Raw genomic sequence first — 20213 nt, forward strand, 5'->3', positions numbered from 1 at the left:
GTCAGGCGCCGATGCCGTGGTCGGCCAGCAGCCTGAGCAGCTGCTCTTCGTCCATCACGGCGACGCCGAGTTCCTGGGCCTTGGCCAGTTTCGAACCGGCTCCCGGCCCGGCCACCACGCAATGGGTCTTGGCCGAGACCGAGCCGGCCACCTTGGCGCCCAGGCTTTCCAGTTTTTCCTTGGCGACGTCGCGGCTCATGGCCTCCAGGGTGCCGGTGAGCACCCAGGTCTGGCCGGCCAGCGGCAGGCCTTCGACCGCCTTGCGCTCGCTGCGCCAGTGCATGCCGAACTCCGCCAGCTGCGCCTCGACGAGCTTGGCGCGCTCGACGCGGGCAGCATCGGCGAAATATTCGCGCACCGATTGCCTGGCCTTCTCGTTCACGCCCTTGAGGGTGCTGAGGTCCAGCCAGTCCTGGCTCAGCGCGACCAGCCCGTCGAGGCTGCCGGTCCTGTCGGCCAGCTTCTCGGCGCCGGTGGCGGCGATGAAGGGGATGTTCAGCTTGTCGATGAAGCCGGCCAGGGTGGCGCAGGCGGCGAACTCGGCGGAAACCTCGCCTTCGTCCTGCAGCTCGATGCCACGCTCCAGCAGTTGCCGGATCACGTTGCGGTTGTGCTCGTCACCGAAGAAGTTGTGGATCTCGTAGGCCACTTCGCCGCCGACGTCCGGCAGGTAGGTCAGCACTTCCGGCAGCGCCTTCTGGATGCGCGCCAGCGAGCCCAGGGAGCGCGCCAGCAGCTTGGCGGTCTCCTCGCCCACGTCGGGGATGCCCAGGGCGAAGACGAAGCGCGCCAGCGCCGGCTTGCGGCTGTCGGCGATGGCGGCGAGCAGGTTGCGCGTGGAGACCTCGGCGAAGCCTTCCAGCTCGATGACCTGTTCATAGGTGAGCGTGTAGAGGTCGGCCGGCGACGTCACCAGGCCCTTGTCCACCAGTTGCTCGACGATCTTGTCGCCGAGGCCATCGATGTCCATGGCGCGGCGCGAGACGAAGTGGATGATGGCCTGCTTGAGCTGCGCCTGGCAGAACAGCCGGCCGACGCAACGGTAGATGGCGCCTTCGCTGACCGATTCCTTGCCCTTGCTGCGCTTGACCAGCTGGGTGCGCTCGACCTGCGAGCCGCACACCGGGCACTGGGTCGGAATCTCCACCGGGCGGGCGTCCGCCGGGCGGCGCTCGGTGACCACCTGCATGACCTGCGGGATCACGTCGCCGGCGCGGCGGATGATCACCGTATCGCCGATCATCAGGCCCAGGCGCGCCACTTCGTCCATGTTGTGCAGGGTGGCGTTGGACACGGTCACGCCGGCCACCTGCACCGGCTTCAGGCGTGCCACGGGGGTCACCGCGCCAGTGCGGCCGACCTGGAATTCCACGTCGAGCAGCTCGGTGATTTCCTCGCGGGCCGGAAACTTGTGGGCGATGGCCCAGCGCGGCTCGCGGGCGCGGAAGCCCAGCTCGCGCTGGAAGTCGATGCGGTTGACCTTGAACACCACGCCGTCGATCTCGTAGGCGAGGCTGTCGCGGCGGGTGCCGATGTCTTCGTAATAGGCGCGGCAGCCTTCGACGCCTTTGCGCAGCTTCAGCTCGCGGCTGATCGGGATGCCCCAGCCCTTGAAGGCCTGGAGGATGTCGAACTGGGTCCCCGGCAGCGCGCCGCCCTCGACGCGGCCGAAGCCGTAGCAGCAGAACTCCAGCGGGCGGCCGGCGGTGATCTTCGAGTCCAGCTGGCGCAGGCTGCCCGCCGCGGCGTTGCGCGGGTTGGCGAAGGTCTTGCCGCCGGCTTCCATCTGCCGCTGGTTGAGCGCCTCGAAACCGGCCTTGGACATGAACACCTCGCCGCGCACTTCCAGCACCGCCGGCCAGCCCTCGCCCTGCAGGCGCAGCGGCACGTTGCGGATGGTCCGCACGTTGACGCTGATGTCCTCGCCGGTGGTGCCGTCGCCCCGGGTGGCGCCACGGGTGAGCAGGCCGTTCTCGTACAGCAGACTGACCGCCAGGCCGTCGAGCTTGGGCTCGCAGCTGTATTCCACCTCGGCGCCGCCGCCGAACAGGTCGGAGGACGGCAACTGGTCGGCCAGGCCCTCGCGCACGCGGCGGTCGAAGTCGTTGAGGTCCTGCTCCTCGAAGGCGTTGCCCAGGCTGAGCATCGGCACCTCGTGGCGCACCTCGCCGAAGGCCGAGGCCGCCGCGCCGCCAACGCGCTGGGTCGGCGACTCGGGGGTGACCAGCTCGGGATGCTCGGTTTCCAGCGCCTTCAGCTCGCGGAACAGGCGGTCGTACTCGGCGTCCGGCACGCTCGGCTCGTCGAGCACGTAGTAGCGGTAGTTGTGGTCGTCGAGTTCGCTGCGCAGCTGGGCGATGCGTTCGGCAGCGGTCTGGGAATCGGTCATTCAGGAAGCCTCAAGCTGCAAGCTGAAAGCGGCAAGACAAGAGCCTTAAGAAAAGCAAAGCCCCAAGCCAAGCGCTAGGGCTTGCAGCTTGGGGCTTGTCGCTTGCCGCTGCTATTTAGCGTTTCTGGGTCAGGGCGCGCCGCTCGAAGTCGATGATGCGCTGCCGGTAGTGCTCGATGGTCTGCGCGGTCATCACGCTGCGCTGCTCGTCCTTCAGCTCGCCGTTGAGCTCCTGGGCCAGCTTGCGCGCGGCGGCGATCATCACGTCGAACGCCTGCTTGGGATGGCGCGGGCCCGGCAGGCCGAGGAAGAAGCTCACGGCGCGGGTGCTGAACTGGTCGATGTTGTCCAGATCGAAGGTGCCCGGCTTGACCGCGTTGGCCATGGAGAACAGCACTTCGCCGTTGCCGGCCATGCTCTCGTGGCGGTGGAAGATGTCCATCTCGCCGTAGCGCAGGCCGCTTTCGAGGATGTTCTGCAGCAGCGCCGGGCCCTTGAAGCCGTTCTCCTCGCGGCTGATGACGTTGATGATCAGCACTTCCTCGACCGGAGCCTGGGGCGCGGAGGCAGCGGCGGCGGCCGGGGCGGCGGCGCGCTCCTTGTCCTTCTTGCGCTCCTTGCGGGACTTTTCCTTCTCCTGCGGCGCTTCGTCCAGCGGGTTGGGGAAATCCTCCTCGTCCAGCGGGCCGAGCAGGTTCGGTGCCGGGTCGTCCAGGTTCAGGTCGCCCTGGCGCGGCTCGCCGCGGCGCTTGCCACGGGCCTCCCTGGCGCTGACCCTGGGCAGGTCTTCCTCGTCGAGCTCCGGCTCGCGGTGCTCGACCACGCGGGACGGCCCGAGCAGTTCGGGGTTGCTGTCATCCCCATCGTCGGGTTGGTTGGCGAAGTGGCGATCCAGTTTGAAGCGCAACTTGCCCTTGCCACCCCGCATACGACGCCAGCCGTCGAACAGAATGCCGGCGATCACGATAAGCCCAATGACGATCAGCCATTCGCGTAGACCGATATCCATCTAATCCCGTAGCCCCTGAACAAAAAATGATGATGAAGAAAAGGACATCCTATCCCTTGAAAACGTGGAGCCAACTTCATGTTCTGACTGATGTTTTCCACGCGAAACAGAAGTGGGCGTTAAGCTAACACGCTCGCACGCAACTTTACACTGCCTGTGGCGACACTCCGCCCTGGTCTTTGCAACTTTTCATAGCCTATCGCGAGTTCGCCTACAGCGCGACGCCTACCTCAATATAATCAATGCTTTACAAGCATAGACCCATATTCCGGCAGTGCCTCGCAAGTTGCATCCGGATCAGGCTTCGGCCAGCGCTACCGCCTCCTCGACATCCACCGCCACCAGTCGCGAACATCCCGGTTCGTGCATCGTCACGCCCATCAGTTGATCGGCCATTTCCATGGCGATCTTGTTGTGGGTGATATAGATGAATTGCACTTTCTCCGACATGTCCTTCACCAGTCGCGCATAACGGCCGACGTTGGCATCGTCCAGCGGCGCATCGACTTCGTCGAGCATGCAGAACGGTGCCGGGTTCAGCTGGAAGATCGCAAATACCAGCGCCAGGGCGGTCAGGGCCTTCTCGCCGCCGGACAGCAGATGGATGGTGCTGTTCTTCTTGCCCGGCGGGCGCGCCATGATCGCCACCCCGGTATCGAGTAGATCCTCGCCGGTAAGTTCCAGATAGGCGTGGCCGCCGCCGAAAACCTTGGGGAACAGTGCCTGAAGGCCAGCATTGATCTGGTCGAAGGTTTCCTTGAAGCGGTTGCGGGTCTCCTTGTCGATCTTGCGGATGACGTTTTCCAGGGTCTCCAGCGCTTCCACCAGGTCGTCGTTCTGGTCGTCCAGGTAGCGTTTGCGCTCGGACTGCTGCTGGTATTCCTCGATCGCCGCGAGGTTGATCGGGCCCAGCCGGCCGATGCGCGCGGCCAGTTCCTCCAGGCGGGTTTCCCAGACCTTCTCGGCGGCGTCATGGGGCAAGGTGCCGAGCACGCCGTGCAGGTCGTAGCCGTCCTCGTGGAGCTGCTCCTGCAGCGTCTTGCGCCGCACGCTCAGGGCCTGCCATTCCATGCGCTGCTGCTCCAGCTGGCCGCGCAGCAGCTGCGACTGCTGCTCGGCCCGGGTGCGGCGCTTTTCGGCGTCGCGCAGCTGGCGGTCAGCGTCTTCCAGGGCGAGGCGCGCGTGCTTGAGTTCGTCCTCCACCGCCATGCGCCGGTCGAGCAGTTCTTCCAGGCGCATGCGCAGCTCTTCCAGCGGCGCGGCGCCCTCCTCCAGATTGAGGTTGAGCTGCTCGCAGCGCTCGACCAGGCGCACGGCCTGGCTGTCCAGGCGCTCCAGGGCCTGGCGGGTGGATTCGTGCTGGGCGCGCAGGGAGCCGACGCGCACGGCCAGCTGGTGGGCGTGATCCTTGTGCTGGCGGGACTCGTGGCGGATGCGGTCGAGCTTCTCGCGCATGCCGTCGCGCTCGGCCAGCAGCGACTCGCGGCGCTCGGTGTCGACCGCCATGGCGTCCAGCGCTTCCTGCAGGCTCAGGCGCGCTTCGCCCAGTTGTTCCTGCTCGATGGCGTGCTGTTCGGCCAGTTCGGCCAGCTCCTCGTCGAGACGGCGGCGGCGCAGGGTCAACTGCTCGACCTTGGCCTGCTGCGCGGACAGCTGCGCCTTCAGCTCGCCCTGGCGGCGGCCTTCGTCCTGCAGGCGGCGGCGCACCTGATCGCGGCCTTCCTCGGCCTGGCGCTGTTCGTCGCGCAGGCGCGCCAGTTGTTCGTCGATCTCGGCGAGGCGCTGCTCCAGCGTCTCGCGCTCGGCGTACAGGCGCTCCAGCTCCTGACCGCGGGCCAGCACGCCGCCATCGGCGGATTCGCCACGGCGCACGCGCAGGAAGTTCCGCCCGACCCAGTAGCCGTCGCGGCTGACCAGGCTTTCGCCGTCGCCCAGCATCGCGCGCTGCGCCAGCGCCTGGTCGAGGTTTTCCACCGGGCGCACGCGGCCCAGCCAGTAGCTCAGGTCGACGCTGGTTTCGACCTTGTCCAGCAGGCTGCCCGGCCGTGAAGCGGCGCCGGCGGCGAGATCGAGCAGGCGCAGCTCGCCCTTTTCCAGTGCGTCGAACGGCAGCCCCTTCACATCGTCCAGCAGCACGCCGTGCAGGTCGGCGCCGAGCACGGTCTCCACCGCCAGCTCCCAGCCCGGCTGCACGCGCAGCCCCTCGGCGAGGCGCGGGCGCTGCTCCAGGCCCTGCTGGCGCAGCCATTGCGCGGTGCCGTCGCCCGGATCGAGCGCGGCCTGCTGCAAGGCTTCCAGCGAGGCGATGCGGCCGTTCAGGCGCTGCAACTCGCCCTGCGCCTGGTGCTGCGCGGCGCTACTTTCCTGCAGGGACTGGCGCACGCGTTCCAGACGCTCGGCCAGCTCCTGTTCTTCGATCTGCGACTCTTCCAGCAGCAGCTCGATGGCGGCGACCTGCTCGCCCAGTTCGAGGATCGCGGCGTCTTCCGGATCGGCGGCCAGCTGCGTGCGCTCGTCGTTCAGGCGGCGCTGGCGCTCGCCCTGGCGTTCGAGGCTCTGCTCCAGGTGCTGGATGCGCGACTGCTGCACTTCCGACTCGCGGCGCGGTTCGGCGCTCTGCTGGTTGAAGGCGTCCCAGCGCTGCTGCCAGTCCTGCATGCGCTGCTCGGCGTCTTCCAGGCCGACGGTGGCCTCCTCGGCGGCGGCGGCGCTGATTTCCTGCTCCGGGGCCAGGCGCTCCAGCTCCTCGCCCAGGGTGGCGAGCAGAGTGCGGTCGTGGCCGAGGTGGGATTCGGTTTCCTGGCGGGATTTCTCCGCCTCGCGCAGGTCGTCCTGCAACTGGCGCAGGCGCTGCTGGCCGTGCTGGATGCTCTGCTCGACGCGGGCGATGTCACCGCCCACGGAATAGAAGCGGCCCTGCACCTGGTTGAAGCTTTCCGACAGCTCGTGGTGGCCGTCGCGCAGGCGCTCGATGCTCGCATCGGCGCTGCGCTGCTCGGCCACCAGCGCCTCGAAGGCCACTTCCTGGTCGCCGATCACCCGCTCCTTCTGCCCGACCTGTTCGTTCAGGTCGCGCCAGCGCAGGGCGCCGAGCTGGGCCTTGAGGGTGCGTTCCTCGGCCTTGAATTCCTGATACTTCTCCGCCGACTGGGCCTGGCGGTGCAGGCGTTCCAGCTGGCGTTCCAGCTCCTCGCGCAGGTCGGTCAGGCGCGCGAGGTTTTCCTGGGTGCGGCGGATGCGGTTCTCGGTCTCGCGGCGGCGCTCCTTGTACTTGGAGATGCCGGCGGCTTCCTCGATGAAGTTGCGCAGGTCCTCGGGCTTGGCCTCGATCAGCTTGGAGATCATGCCCTGCTCGATGATCGAGTAGCTGCGCGGACCCAGGCCGGTGCCGAGGAAGATGTCGGTGATGTCGCGGCGCCGGCACTTGGTGCCGTTGAGGAAGTAGGTGTTCTGGCCGTCGCGGGTGACACGGCGGCGGATGGAAATCTCGGCGTAGCTGGCGTATTCGCCCAGCAGGGTCTGGTCGGAGTTGTCGAACACCAGCTCGATGGACGCCTGGGTCACCGGCTTGCGCGTGTTGGAGCCGTTGAAGATGACGTCGGTCATCGACTCGCCACGGAGGTTCTTCGCCGAACTCTCGCCCATCACCCAGCGAACGGCGTCGATGATGTTGGACTTGCCGCAACCGTTGGGGCCGACCACGGCCGCCATGTTGCTCGGGAAACTGACCGTCGTCGGGTCGACGAAGGACTTGAAGCCCGCCAGCTTGATGCACTTGAGCCGCATGAGCCCTCCCCCTCTTTCTTATCGTTCAGCCAGCGCGCTTATCGTTCGGCCAGGGCGGCCAGGACCAGTTGGCTGTTGCGTCGACTGTAGTCGAGCAGTACCTCGCGGATCGCCGCTTCGTCTCGTCCGACCACGGCGCGGAGCAATTGCTCGAAGCTGCCGATGAACTGGCTCATTTCGCCTTTGCGGCGTTCCAGGGCCAGATGATAGGTGCGGCTGATGGCCGGCAGGAGGTTTTCCACGGTTTCCTGCAGGTACGGGTTGGCGGCGAACGGGAAGGCGGCGCGCATGATGTCGAAGCTGGACTCGACGAAGGCGTTGATGTCGCCGCGTTCGAGGTTGTCCAGCAGGCGCTGCTGGATCGCCAGGAACGGCTGCAGCTCGCCCTCTTCGCGCCAGCCCCGGGCCACGCTGCCGGCGAGCATGATGTAGAGCTCGGTGACCAGCGAATACAGGCTTTCCACGTGGGCGGCGGACAGCTCGGAGACCTGCGCCCCCCGGCGCGGCAGGATCACCACAAGATGGCGGCGTTCGAGGATCAGCAGCGCCTCGCGCACCGAGCCGCGGCTGACGTTGAGGGTCTGGGTGACCTTTTGCTCCTGGATGCGCTCGCGTTCCTTGAGTTCGCCCCGGATGATGCGTTCGGCAAGGTGGTGCGCGATCTGCTCAGCCAGGCTGTCCGGGGCCTTGAACGTCATGGTTGTCCTTAAGAATCGGGCGCTTTCGAGGGGGTATTGCGGACGCGAAGTGTAACACAGGGTGTTACCGCGCCATCCCCTCCGGCAGGCGGACGACAGAACGAAGGTTGGTGCGCCACAGGGGGAGAACGGGCGCAGGATTGTCTGACAATCCTACACAAGAGACGTCTCGGGAGTCGTCCATGCTTGCCTCGCTGCTTTCCCCCGCCTGGATGCTGCGCCTGAAAAAGGCCGGCTACTGGATCTGGCTGATCCCCGTGTTCGGCATTCCGCTCAGCTACTGGTGGTCGTACGGCAGCGCGCACCCCAACGCCTGGCCCTGGATGGTGATCGGCATCGTGTTCGGCGTGATCCCGCTGCTGGACTTCGTGGTCGGCCGCGACCCGGCCAACCCGGACGAGATCGACGAAGTGCCGCCCATGGAGCGCGAGGGCTACTACCGCTTCCTCAGCCTGGCGACGGTGCCGCTGCTGCTGGCCATGCTGGTGTACGGTGGCTGGGTGCTGGCCACCTATGACGCCTGGAACTGGGTCGGCCGGCTGGGCTGGATTCTCTCGGTGGGCACGGTGATGGGCGCCATCGGCATCACCGTGTCCCACGAACTGGTCCACAAGGACCCGCAACTGGAACAGAAGGCCGGCGGCCTGCTGCTGGCGGCGGTGTGCTACGCCGGGTTCAAGGTCGAGCATGTGCGCGGGCACCACGTGCATGTCTCGACGCCCGAGGACGCCTCCTCCTCGCGCTACGGCCAGAGCCTCTACGCCTTCCTGCCCCACGCCTACAAGCACAACTTCCTCAACGCCTGGAAGCTGGAGGCCGAGCGCCTCAAGCGCAAGGGCCTGCCGGCCTTCCACTGGCGCAACGAGCTGATCGGCTGGTACGCGATCAGCGTGCTGTTCCTGGCCGGCTTCAGCCTCGCCTTCGGCTGGATCGGCGCGGTCTACTTCCTCGGCCAGTCGGCGATGGCCTTCACCCTGCTGGAGATCGTCAACTACGTCGAGCACTACGGCCTGCACCGCCGCCGGCTGGAGAACGGCCGCTACGAGCGGACCACCCACGAACACTCGTGGAACAGCAACTTCCTGCTGACCAACCTGTTCCTCTTCCACCTGCAACGGCATTCCGACCACCACGCCAACGCCAAGCGCCGCTACCAGGTGCTGCGCCACTTCGACGAGAGCCCGCAGTTGCCCAACGGTTACGCCGGGATGATCGTCCTCGCGCTGTTCCCGCCGCTCTGGCGCGCGGTGATGGACCGCCGGGTGCGCGCCTACTACGCCGGCGAGGAATACCAGCTGAGCGCCACCCAGCAAGCCTGACCCACACGTTCCACGCCTTGGCGGCAAGCCCTACCCCGGCTTGCCGCCTTTTTTTGCTTCTGCTTTTTGCTCTTCGCAGGCACGCCTGCCCGCGATTGCGGAGCGCCCTCGCAGGATGGCGTGGAGCGAAGCGATACCCATCGATTCCTGCATCCACCGCATGGGTATCGCTTAGGCTCCACCCATCCTACGGGGAGCAGGGGCACGCCATTCATCACCTGCGGCAATCTTTTCTGACCGTACGGACAGAATTTTTATTGACTCACAAGTCAGCTTTTCATAGATTCACCCTCCAGTGCCCTACCAAAAACAAGAACAGCCTGGAGGCAAGCCTTGATCAGGTTCCTGCTCAATCGCGAGCTGCGCGTCGAAGACCGCCTCGACCCCAATCTCACCGTGCTCAACTACCTGCGCCAGCACCTGGGCAAGACCGGCACCAAGGAGGGCTGCGCCTCCGGTGACTGCGGTGCCTGCACGGTGGTCGTCGGCGAGCTGGTCGGCGAAGACGGCGCCGAGCGCATCCGCTACCGCACCCTCAATTCCTGCCTGACCTTCGTCTCCTCGCTGCACGGCAAGCAGCTGCTCAGCGTCGACGACCTCAAGCACCGCGGCGAACTGCACGGCGTGCAGCAGGCCATGGTCGACTGCCACGGCTCGCAGTGCGGCTTCTGCACCCCCGGCTTCGTCATGTCGCTGTTCGCCCTGCAGAAGAACAGCGCCGGCGAGAGCGCCGAGCAGCGCAAGACCGAGGCCCTCGAAGCGCTGGCCGGCAACCTCTGCCGCTGCACCGGCTACCGGCCGATCCTCGACGCCGCCGAGCAGTCCTGCTGCCAGAAGCGCCCGGACCAGTTCGACGCCGCCCAGGCCGAGATCATCGCCCAGCTGAAAGCCATCGCCCCGCGCGAAACCGCCGAGCTCAACAGCGGCGACAAGCGCTGCCTGCTGCCGCTGACCATCGCCGACCTCGCCGACCTCTACAGCGCCAACCCGCAGGCGCGCCTGCTGGCCGGCGGCACCGACCTGGCCCTGGAAGTCACCCAGTTCCACCGCGAACTGCCGGTGATGATCTACGTCGGCCATGTCGAGGAAATGAAGCGCGTCGAGGTGTTCGACGACCGCATCGAGATCGGCGCCGCCACCCCGCTGACCGACTGCTACCAGACCCTCGCCCGCGACTGGCCGGATTTCGGCGAGCTGCTGCACCGCTTTGCCTCGCTGCAGATCCGCAACCAGGGCACCCTCGGCGGCAACATCGGCAACGCCTCGCCCATCGGCGACTCGCCGCCGCTGCTGATCGCCCTCGGTGCACGCCTGGTGCTGCGCAAGGGCAACGAGCGCCGCGAGCTGCCGATCGACGAATACTTCATCGATTACAAGGTCACCGCGCGCCAGGAAGGCGAGTTCATCGAGCAGGTGATCATTCCGCGTCCGCAGGCCAACCAGGCGTTCCGCGCCTACAAGGTCTCCAAGCGTCTGGACGACGACATCTCCGCCGTCTGCGCCGCCTTCAGCATCACCGTCGAAAACTGCCGGATCACCGCCGTGCGCACCGGCTTCGGCGGCATGGCCGCCATCCCGAAACGCGCCGCTGCCTGCGAGGCCGCGCTGCTCGGCCAGACCTTCGACAGCGCCACCTTCGAACGCGCCGCGCTGGCCCTGAGCGAGGACTTCGCCCCGCTCAGCGACTTCCGCGCAAGCAAGGAATACCGCCTGCTCACCGCGCAGAACCTGCTGCGCAAGTGCTTCCTGGAACTGGAAGCCCCTCAGGCCGTGACCCGGGTGACCCACTATGCATAAGCCCCAGAAGAGCCAGGAAGAACTCGCCGCACTGTTCCGCGCCGACCTCACCACCGGCGTCGGCCGCAGCGTCAAGCACGAGAGCGCGCCCAAGCACGTCAGCGGCGAGGCGGTCTACATCGACGACCGCCTGGAATTCCCCAACCAGCTGCACGTCTACGCCCGCATGAGCGACCGCGCCCACGCGCGCATCACCCGGCTGGACGTCAGCCCCTGCTACCAGTTCCCCGGCGTCGCCATCGCCATCACCAGGGACGACGTGCCCGGCCAGCTGGACATCGGCCCGGTGGTCGCCGGCGACCCGCTGCTGGCCGACGGCAAGGTCGAGTACGTCGGCCAGATGGTCATCGCCGTGGCCGCCGACAGCCTGGAAACCGCGCGCAAGGCGGCCATGGCCGCGATCATCGAGTACGAAGACCTGGAGCCGGTGCTCGACGTGGTCGAAGCGCTGCGCAAAAAGCACTTCGTGCTCGACAGCCACACCCACAAGATCGGCGACTCGGAAGGCCAGTTGGCCACCGCGCCGAACCGCATCCAGGGCAGCCTGCACATCGGCGGCCAGGAGCACTTCTACCTGGAGACGCAGATTTCCTCGGTGATGCCCACCGAAGACGGCGGCGTGATCGTCTACACCTCGACGCAGAACCCCACCGAAGTGCAGAAGCTGGTCGCCGAAGTGCTGGGCATCTCCTTCAACAAGGTGGTCATCGACATGCGCCGCATGGGCGGCGGCTTCGGCGGCAAGGAAACCCAGGCCGCCGCCCCGGCCTGCCTGTGCGCGGTGATCGCGCGCCTCACCGGCCGCCCGGCGAAGATGCGCCTGCCGCGCATGGAAGACATGCAGATGACCGGCAAGCGCCACCCGTTCTACGTCGAGTACGACGTGGGCTTCGAGGACGACGGCCTGCTGCACGGCATCAACATCGAGCTGGCCGGCAACTGCGGCTACTCGCCGGACCTCTCCGGCTCCATCGTCGACCGCGCGATGTTCCACTCCGACAACGCCTACTTCCTCGGCAACGCCACGGTGAACGGCCACCGCTGCAAGACCAACACCGCGTCGAACACCGCCTACCGCGGCTTCGGCGGTCCACAGGGGATGGTCGCCATCGAGGAGATCATGGACGCGGTCGCGCGCCACCTCGGCAAGGACCCGCTGGAGGTGCGCAAGCGCAACTACTACGGCAAGGACGAGCGCAACGTCACCCACTACCACCAGCAGGTGGAACACAACCTGCTGCAGGAGATGACCGGGGAACTGGAAGCCAGCGCCGAGTACGCCAGGCGCCGCGCCGAAATCCGCGCGTTCAACGCCGGCAGCCCGGTGCTGAAGAAGGGCCTGGCGCTGACCCCGGTGAAATTCGGCATCAGCTTCACCGCCACCTTCCTCAACCAGGCCGGCGCGCTGATCCACGTCTACACCGACGGCAGCATCCACCTGAACCACGGCGGCACCGAGATGGGCCAGGGCCTGAACACCAAGGTCGCCCAGGTGGTGGCCGAGGTCTTCCAGGTCGACATCGACCGCGTGCAGATCACCGCGACCAACACCGACAAGGTGCCCAACACCTCGCCGACCGCCGCGTCCTCCGGCGCCGACCTCAACGGCAAGGCCGCGCAGAACGCCGCCGAGATCATCAAGCAGCGCCTGGTGGAATTCGCCGCCAGGCACTGGAAGGTGACCGAGGAAGACGTCGAATTCCGCAACAACCAGGTGCGCGTGCGCGACCTGATCCTGCCCTTCGAGGAACTGGTCCAGCAGGCCTACTTCGGCCAGGTGTCGCTCTCCTCCACCGGCTTCTACCGCACGCCGAAGATCTTCTACGACCGCAGCCAGGCGCGCGGCCGGCCGTTCTACTACTACGCCTATGGCGTGTCCTGCTCGGAAGTGATCGTCGACACCCTCACCGGCGAGTACCGGATGCTGCGCAGCGACATCCTCCACGACGTCGGCGCCTCGCTGAACCCGGCCATCGACATCGGCCAGGTGGAAGGCGGCTTCGTCCAGGGCATGGGCTGGCTGACCATGGAGGAGCTGGTCTGGAACGCCAAGGGCAAGCTGATGACCAACAGCCCGGCGAGCTACAAGATCCCGGCCATCGCCGACATGCCCATCGACCTGCGGGTGAAGCTGGTGGAGAACCGCAAGAACCCGGAGCAGACGGTGTTCCACTCCAAGGCCGTCGGCGAGCCGCCGTTCATGCTGGGCATCTCGGTGTTCTGCGCGATCAAGGACGCCGTGGCCAGCCTGGCCGACTACCGCGCCCAGCCCCGGATCGACGCCCCGGCGACGCCGGAGCGCGTGCTCTGGGGCGTGGAGCAGATGCGCAGGCTGAAGCTGGCGCAGGCCGGGACGCCGCAGGTGCAGGTCGAACCGGCCTGATGCGCTGCCCCACCCTTTAATGAACCTGTAGGAGCGAGTTTGCTCGCGAACCGCCCCGGCGACGGAACCGCCGGGGAACCCATTCGCGAGCAAGCTCGCTCCTACAAAAAGCCCATGTCCGAGGATCGAACGATGAACTGGATCAGTGCCCTCGCCGACCTGCAACAGCGCGCCGAAGCCAGCGTGCTGGTGACCATCATCGAGGAACGCGGCTCCACCCCGCGCAACGCCGGCTCGAAGATGGTGGTCAGCGCCGGCAAGGCCTACGACACCATCGGCGGCGGCCACCTCGAATTCAAGGCCATGGCCATCGCCCGCGAAATGCTGCAGAACCGCGAGCGCGAGCCCAGGCTGGAGCGCTTCAGCCTCGGCGCCAGCCTCGGCCAGTGCTGCGGCGGCGCCACCGTGCTGCTGTTCGAGCCCATGGGCCAGCCCCAGGCGCACATCGCCGTGTTCGGCGCCGGCCACGTCGGCCGCGCCCTGGTGCCGCTGCTCGCCAGCCTGCCGTGCAAGGTGCGCTGGATCGACTCGCGGGAGGCCGAGTTTCCGGAGCACATCCCCGAAGGCGTGACCCGGGTGGTCAACGAGGAGGTGATCGACGAGATCGACGAAATGCCCGCCGGCAGCTACTTCATCGTCATGACCCACAACCACGCGCTGGACCTGGAGCTGACCGCCAGAATCCTCGAACGCAACGACTTCACCTACTTCGGCCTGATCGGCTCGGACACCAAGCGCGCCAAGTTCGAACACCGCCTGCGCGACCGTGGTTTCGCCGCCGACACCGTGCAGCGCATGCGCTGCCCCATGGGCCTCGGCGAGGTGAAGGGCAAGCTGCCGGTGGAGATCGCCGTGTCCATCGCCGGCGAGGTGATCGCCACCTACAACGCCACCTTCGGTCAGCAGACCGGCCAGGGCGAGAACAGCGTGGCCAGACTGTTACCCACGAGCCGCCGCGCGCGCACCGCCGAGAGCGGCGCCTGATCGGCAACATGCCTGGCTTCGTGATGGGTATCGCTTCGCTCCACCCATCCTACGGAGCCATGACCAGCTTTTTGTAGGATGGGTCGGGCGGCGCTCCGCGAGCGCCAGCGATACCCATCGAATAGCGTCTAAAGACGCGCCAATTCCGATTTGCGAGACCTCGATGAGCACTCAAGCCAAAGCCTACCGCGCCAGCATCCTGCACAGCATCGCCGACCCCAGCGACGTCGGCGTGGAGCAGTCCTACCAGTATTTCGAGGACGGCATCCTGCTGGTGGAAGACGGCAAGGTCGCCCGCGTCGGCCACGCCGCCGAGCTGTTGCCGCAACTGGGCGGCGTCGAGGTGGTGGAGTACCGCGACGCGCTGATCACCCCCGGCTTCATCGACACCCACATCCACTACCCGCAGACCGGCATGATCGCCTCCTACGGCGAGCAACTGCTGGACTGGCTGAACACCTACACCTTCCCCACCGAGAAGCAGTTCGCCGACCCGGCCCACGCCGCCGACGTCGCCGGCATCTTCCTCAAGGAACTGCTGCGCGCCGGCACCACCACCGCGCTGGTGTTCGGCACCGTGCACCCGCAGTCGGTGGACGCGCTGTTCGGCGCCGCCGAAAAGCTCGACCTGCGCCTGATCGCCGGCAAGGTGATGATGGACCGCAACGCCCCGGACTACCTGACCGACACCGCGCAAAGCAGCTACGCCGACAGCAAGGCCCTGATCGAGCGCTGGCACGGCAAGGGCCGCCTGCTCTACGCGGTGACCCCGCGCTTCGCGCCGACCAGCACGCCGGAACAGCTGGACGCCGCCGGCCGCCTGCTCAAGGAGCATCCGGGCGTGTACCTGCACACGCACCTGTCGGAAAACCTCAAGGAAATCGAGTGGGTCAAGGAACTGTTCCCGCAGCGCAAGGGCTACCTGGACGTCTATGACCACCACGGCCTGCTCGGCCCGCGCTCGGTGTTCGCCCATGGCGTGCACCTATGCGACGGCGAATGCCAGCGCCTGTCGGAAACCGGCTCGGCGGTGGCCTTCTGCCCGACCTCCAACCTGTTCCTCGGCAGCGGCCTGTTCGACCTGGCCAGGCTGGAAAAGCACAAGGTCAAGGTCGGCCTGGGCACCGACGTCGGCGCCGGCACCAGCTTCTCCCAGCTGCAGTCGCTGAACGAGGCGTACAAGGTGATGCAGCTGCAGGGCATCAGGCTCGACCCGTTCAAGTCGCTGTACCTGGCCACCCTCGGCGGCGCCCGCGCGCTGGCGCTGGACGACAAGGTCGGCAGCTTCGCCCAGGGCAACGAGGCCGACTTCGTGGTCCTCGACTACAAGGCCACCCCGCTGCTGGACTACCGCCTGCGGCAGGCCAGGACCCTGGAGGAAAAACTCTTCGCCCTGGTCATCCTCGGCGACGACCGCACCGTCAAGGAAACCTTCGCCCACGGCCGCAGCGTGCATCGCCGCGGCTGATCCCTTACGGCCCCGACGCCGGGTCCTTGCTCAGGACCAACCCGGCGCCGGGGCCGCTTTTCTTCCGCCCGGACAGTTGCGGCCCCCTGCTACAACGCTCACCAGCGGCGCTCGGCAAACAACTGCGTCAGCCAATCGGAAAACACCCGCAGCCGCCGCGACAGCTGGCGGCGCGCCGGGTAGAGCACGCTCACCGGCAGCGGCGGCGGCTGCCACTCGCGCAGGACCTCCACCAGCTCGCCGCTGGCCAGCCCGTCGCACAGGTGGTAGCGCGGCGCCTGGATCAGCCCGAAGCCGGCGCGGCAGGCGGCGATATAGGCGTCGGCGTTGTTCACCGTGATCCGGCCGGGCAGCCGGGTGGTGCGCAACTCGCCGTCGAAGCGGAACTCCAGGTCGAAGATGCGTCCGCTGGAGGCCGACTGGTAGTTCACCGCCTGATGGCCGGCGAGCCGCTCCGGATGCTCGGGGCGGCCGAATTCGGCCAGGTAGTCGCGGCTCACGCAGGTGAGCTGCTCCAGCTCGGCGATGCGCCGGCCCACCAGGCTGGAGTCCGCCAGCTCGCCGGCGCGCAGCACGCAGTCCACGCCCTCGCGCACCAGATCCACCTGGCGGTCGTTGAGGCTCAGCTCCAGCTCGATCTGCGGATAGCGCCGGCAGAATTCCGGCAGCGCCGGGATCACCACCCGCCGCCCGAGCGAACTGGGCAGGTCGATCCGCAGCTTGCCGCGCGGGTTGTCCGGCGAGTCGGAGAAGCAGTTTTCCGCCTCCTCCAGGTCTTCCAGCAGCCGCACGCAGCGCTCGTAATAGGCCTGGCCGTCGGCGGTGACGCTGACCTGGCGGGTGGTGCGGCGCAGCAGCTGCACGCCGAGGTGCGCCTCCAGCTGCTGGATCAGCTGGGTCACGCTGGCGCGCGGCAGTTGCAGGCTGTCCGCCGCCTGTCCGAAAGCCTCGAGTTCGACGATGCGGGTGAACACCTGCATGGCCTGCAAACGGTCCATGGCGGGACTCCGATTATTCGCTGAGGCCAAATAGTTAAACCGTAAATGGCCGGTTTATCCATGCATGCCAAACAACAAGAATGAATCCGCTTCCTCACTTACCGGAGAATCCCGCATGAAAACCCGCCGTCTCGGCCCACAGGGCCCCAGCGTTTCCGCCATCGGCCTCGGCTGCATGGGCATGTCCGACTTCTACACCACCGGCAGCGACGAGCAGGAATCCATCGCCACCCTGCACCGCGCCCTGGAACTGGGCGTCACGCTGTTCGACACCGCCGACGTCTACGGCCCGCACACCAACGAAGAACTGCTCGGCCGGGCGCTCAAAGGCAAGCGCGAGCAGGTATTCCTGGCCACCAAGTTCGGCCTGGTGCGCAACCCCGACGCCCCCCGGAGCCGGGGCGCCAACGGTCACCCCGACTATGTGCGGCAAGCCGTGGAAGGCAGCCTGAAGCGCCTGGGCACCGACCACATCGACCTCTATTACCAGCACCGCGTCGACCCGGGCGTGCCCATCGAGGAAACCGTCGGCGCCATGGCCGAGCTGGTGCGGGCCGGCAAGGTGCGCTACCTGGGCCTGAGCGAAGCCTCGGCGCAGACCCTGGAGCGCGCCCACAAGGTCCACCCGATCACCGCGCTGCAAAGCGAATACTCGCTGTGGACCCGCGACCCGGAGGAGAACGGCGTGCTGGAGACCTGCCGCCGCCTGGGCGTCGGCTTCGTGCCCTACAGCCCGCTGGGGCGCGGTTTCCTCACCGGCGCGCTGAAAAGCCCGGAAGACTTCGCCGCGGACGACTACCGCCGCGCCAGCCCGCGCTTCACCGGGGAAAACTTCGCGAAGAACCTGAAACTGGTGGAGAAAATCGGCGAACTGGCCGCCGCCCGCGGGGTGAAACCCGCGCAGCTGGCGCTGGCCTGGGTGCTGGCGCAGGGCGAGCACCTGGTGCCGATCCCGGGCACCAAGCAGCGCAAGTACCTGGAGGAGAACATCGCCGCCGTCACGCTGGAGCTCAGCGCCACGGAACTGGCCGAGATCGACGCCATCTTCCCCGCCGGCGTCGCCGCGGGCGGGCGCTACAGCGCCGAGGTGATGCACCTGATCCAGTGAGCCGGTTCCCGCCCCGCTCCCGCGCCGCGCTGGCGTGGGAACGGGGCGGCTTGAACCGTTCGGGGACTCAGCGCTCCGCGCGGAAGCTCAGGTACTCGACCACCTCGGCCTGCGTGCCGCGGAACTCGATGCGCGACTCCTTGCTCTCGCGCTGGTAGGCGTACATCGGGTCGTAGTATTCGCTCAGCAGCCCCTCGATCCAGCCCCGGTGCAGGTCCACCGCGCCGCTGCGCTTCTGCTCTTCCAGGGCCGCGTCCATGATCGCCGCCAGGCGCTGGTAGCGCTCGCCGCCCAGGCGCTTGACGATGCCGGACAGGCTCTTGCGCAGGTAGGCCGCGAAGGCGTCGAAGCCGCCCTCCTCGCCCACCGTCTGCAGGTGATCGGCGCACAGGTCGATCACGTAGTCCTTGAGGATGCGCCCCACGCGCTGCTCGAAGCTGTCCTCCAGCCACACCAGCGGGTAGTGCTGCATGCCCTGGTACAGCTCCAGCGGCAGCGCGCAGCTGCCGATGATGCGCCCTTCGTCCTCCAGCACGAACTGCTCCAGGCCGGCGTGGCGCTTCTTCAGGATGTCGATGGCCAGGCGGTTCTCGAAATCGATCTGCCCCGGCTGCGGCGTGGCGCGGCGGCCGAAGGCGGAGCCGCGGTGGTTGGCGTGGCCTTCCAGGTCCAGGCTGTTGGCCAGCCGGGCGACCACCTCGGTCTTGCCGGTGCCGGTCAGGCCGCCCACCAGCACGAACTGGCATTCCTCGACGGCGGCGCGGGTGGTGTCGAAGAGGAAACCGCGCATCGCCTTGTAGCCGCCGACCACGCGCGGGTAGTCGATGCCGGCCTCGGACTTCAGCCACTGCTGGGTGATCTGCGAGCGCAGCCCGCCACGGAAGCAGTACAGGTAACCCTCGGGGTTGGCGCGGGCGAAGTTCGCCCAGGCCTCGATGCGCGCGGCCTTGAGCTTGCCGTTGACCAGCTCGTGGCCCAGGGCGATGGCCGCCTGCTGGCCGTTCTGCTTGTAGCAGGTGCCGACCTTCTGCCGCTCGCTGTCATTCATCAGCGGCAGGTTCACCACGTGCGGGAAGGCGCCCTTGTCGAACTCGACCGGGGCGCGCACGTCCATCATCTTCACATCGCCGAGGAACAGCTCGCGGTAGTGGCGGGTGTTTTCGCGCATCACACCACCTCGACCGCGTGACGCTGTCGGCCGACCAGTTCGCCGATGGACGCCAGGTCCAGGCCAAGCTCCTTCGCGGCGGCGAGGAACTGCGCCTCGCCCTCTGGCTCCACCGCCACCAGCAGGCCACCGCTGGTCTGCGGGTCGCACAGCAGCAGCTTGTGCAGCTCCGGCAGCGGCGCGATGCGCTCGCCGTAGCTGTCGAAGTTGCGCAGGGTGCCGCCGGGCACGCAGCCGGCTTCCAGGTAGTACTCGACGCTGGCCAGGCGCGGCACCGCGTCGTAGCGGATGCGCGCGGTCAGGCCGCTGCCGTCGGCCATTTCCACCAGGTGGCCGAGCAGGCCGAAGCCGGTGACGTCGGTCATCGCCTTCACGCCTTCCAGCTTGCCGAAGCGCGCGCCGGGCTTGTTCAGGGTGCACATCCAGTCACGGGCGACGCCGATGTCCTCGGCGCGCAGCTTGGACTTCTTCTCGGCGGTGGTGAGGATGCCGATGCCCAGCGGCTTGGTCAGGTACAACCGGCAGCCTTCGCTGGCGGTGTCGTTGCGCTTCATGAAGCGCTTCTCGACCATGCCGGTCACCGCCAGGCCGAAGATCGGCTCGGGTGCGTCGATCGAGTGGCCGCCAGCCAGCGGGATGCCGGCTTCGTCGCAGACCTTGCGGCCGCCGGCGATCACCTCGCGGGCGATTTCCGGCGCCAGCACGTTCACCGGCCAGCCGAGGATGGCGATGGCCATCAGCGGGTCGCCGCCCATCGCGTAGATGTCGCTGATGGCGTTGGTGGCGGCGATGCGGCCGAAGTCGAAGGGATCGTCGACGATCGGCATGAAGAAGTCGGTGGTGGACACCACGCCGCGCTCGGCGTCGATGGCGTAGACGGCGGCATCGTCGCGCGAGGCGTTGCCGACCCACAGGTTCGGGTCGAGGTTCTGCGCGCCGCTGCCGGCGAGGATGACCTCCAGGACCTTGGGGGAAATCTTGCAACCACAGCCGGCACCATGGCTGTACTGGGTCAGGCGGATCGGTTCGCTCATCGCGGGCTCCGGCGAAAGAAAAACAGACGGCGATTCTAGCAAAAGCGACCTTGGCGGCGCCTGTCCCCCGGG

13 protein-coding genes are annotated in these 20213 nt (G+C 67.3%); 6 read left to right on the forward strand and 7 right to left on the reverse strand.

What is annotated here, in order from left to right; all coding sequences use genetic code 11:
• Nucleotide 1: 1 nt before the first annotated feature.
• From ligA to AC3B6A_RS17185, 4 genes are all read right to left on the reverse strand, one after another.
• Nucleotides 2-2389, reverse strand: coding sequence for an NAD-dependent DNA ligase LigA (gene ligA, locus AC3B6A_RS17170; protein WP_488398414.1), 2388 nt, complete (start codon nt 2387-2389; stop codon nt 2-4).
• A 115-nt stretch (nt 2390-2504) separates the two neighbouring features.
• A complete protein-coding gene (gene zipA, locus AC3B6A_RS17175; protein WP_488398415.1) occupies nt 2505-3398 on the reverse strand; it encodes a cell division protein ZipA in 894 nt (297 codons plus the stop codon).
• Between the two features lie 297 nt (nt 3399-3695).
• The gene (gene smc, locus AC3B6A_RS17180; RefSeq protein ID WP_488398416.1) at nt 3696-7184 is read right to left on the reverse strand and encodes a chromosome segregation protein SMC; all 3489 of its coding nucleotides are present in this window, start codon (nt 7182-7184) and stop codon (nt 3696-3698) included.
• A gap of 38 nt (nt 7185-7222) precedes the next feature.
• Nucleotides 7223-7882: a GntR family transcriptional regulator gene (locus AC3B6A_RS17185; protein WP_488398417.1), complete on the reverse strand. Its 660-nt coding sequence runs from the start codon at nt 7880-7882 to the stop codon at nt 7223-7225.
• A gap of 182 nt (nt 7883-8064) precedes the next feature.
• Here AC3B6A_RS17185 and AC3B6A_RS17190 point away from each other — a divergent pair, with 182 nt between their 5' ends.
• The 5 genes from AC3B6A_RS17190 (at nt 8065) to guaD (ending at nt 15833) form a co-directional block, all read left to right on the forward strand.
• Nucleotides 8065-9201 carry an alkane 1-monooxygenase gene (locus AC3B6A_RS17190; protein ID WP_488398418.1) on the forward strand — a complete coding sequence of 379 codons (1137 nt, stop codon included), beginning with the start codon at nt 8065-8067 and terminating at the stop codon, nt 9199-9201.
• Nucleotides 9202-9534: 333 nt separating this feature from the next.
• Nucleotides 9535-10998 (forward strand): xanthine dehydrogenase small subunit, encoded by a 1464-nt coding sequence (gene xdhA, locus AC3B6A_RS17195; RefSeq protein WP_488398419.1) that lies wholly within the window; start codon nt 9535-9537, stop codon nt 10996-10998.
• Complete coding sequence (gene xdhB, locus AC3B6A_RS17200) at nt 10991-13381, forward strand: xanthine dehydrogenase molybdopterin binding subunit (protein WP_488398420.1); 2391 nt, start codon at nt 10991-10993, stop codon at nt 13379-13381. The genes xdhA and xdhB overlap by 8 nt, the downstream gene beginning before the upstream one ends.
• A gap of 132 nt (nt 13382-13513) precedes the next feature.
• Complete coding sequence (gene xdhC, locus AC3B6A_RS17205) at nt 13514-14365, forward strand: xanthine dehydrogenase accessory protein XdhC (RefSeq protein WP_488398421.1); 852 nt, start codon at nt 13514-13516, stop codon at nt 14363-14365.
• Nucleotides 14366-14528: 163 nt separating this feature from the next.
• Nucleotides 14529-15833: a guanine deaminase gene (guaD, locus tag AC3B6A_RS17210; protein WP_488398423.1), complete on the forward strand. Its 1305-nt coding sequence runs from the start codon at nt 14529-14531 to the stop codon at nt 15831-15833.
• 98 nt (nt 15834-15931) lie between these two features.
• On the opposite strand, the gene AC3B6A_RS17215 is transcribed toward guaD, so the two are convergent.
• On the reverse strand, nt 15932-16831 hold the full coding sequence (locus tag AC3B6A_RS17215) for a LysR family transcriptional regulator (protein ID WP_488398424.1): 900 nt from the start codon (nt 16829-16831) through the stop codon (nt 15932-15934).
• A gap of 115 nt (nt 16832-16946) precedes the next feature.
• Between AC3B6A_RS17215 and AC3B6A_RS17220 the strand changes: the two genes are divergently transcribed.
• The gene (locus AC3B6A_RS17220; RefSeq protein ID WP_488398425.1) at nt 16947-17939 is read left to right on the forward strand and encodes an aldo/keto reductase; all 993 of its coding nucleotides are present in this window, start codon (nt 16947-16949) and stop codon (nt 17937-17939) included.
• A gap of 67 nt (nt 17940-18006) precedes the next feature.
• Here AC3B6A_RS17220 and mnmH read toward each other — a convergent pair whose 3' ends face one another.
• Nucleotides 18007-19107, reverse strand: a complete 1101-nt coding sequence (gene mnmH, locus AC3B6A_RS17225; protein ID WP_488398426.1) for a tRNA 2-selenouridine(34) synthase MnmH — start codon at nt 19105-19107, stop codon at nt 18007-18009.
• On the reverse strand, nt 19107-20141 hold the full coding sequence (gene selD / locus AC3B6A_RS17230; protein WP_488398427.1) for a selenide, water dikinase SelD: 1035 nt from the start codon (nt 20139-20141) through the stop codon (nt 19107-19109). The genes mnmH and selD overlap by 1 nt, the downstream gene beginning before the upstream one ends.
• Nucleotides 20142-20213 lie beyond the last annotated feature (72 nt).

The sequence above is a fragment of the Pseudomonas sp. B12(2026) genome (assembly GCF_057767015.1).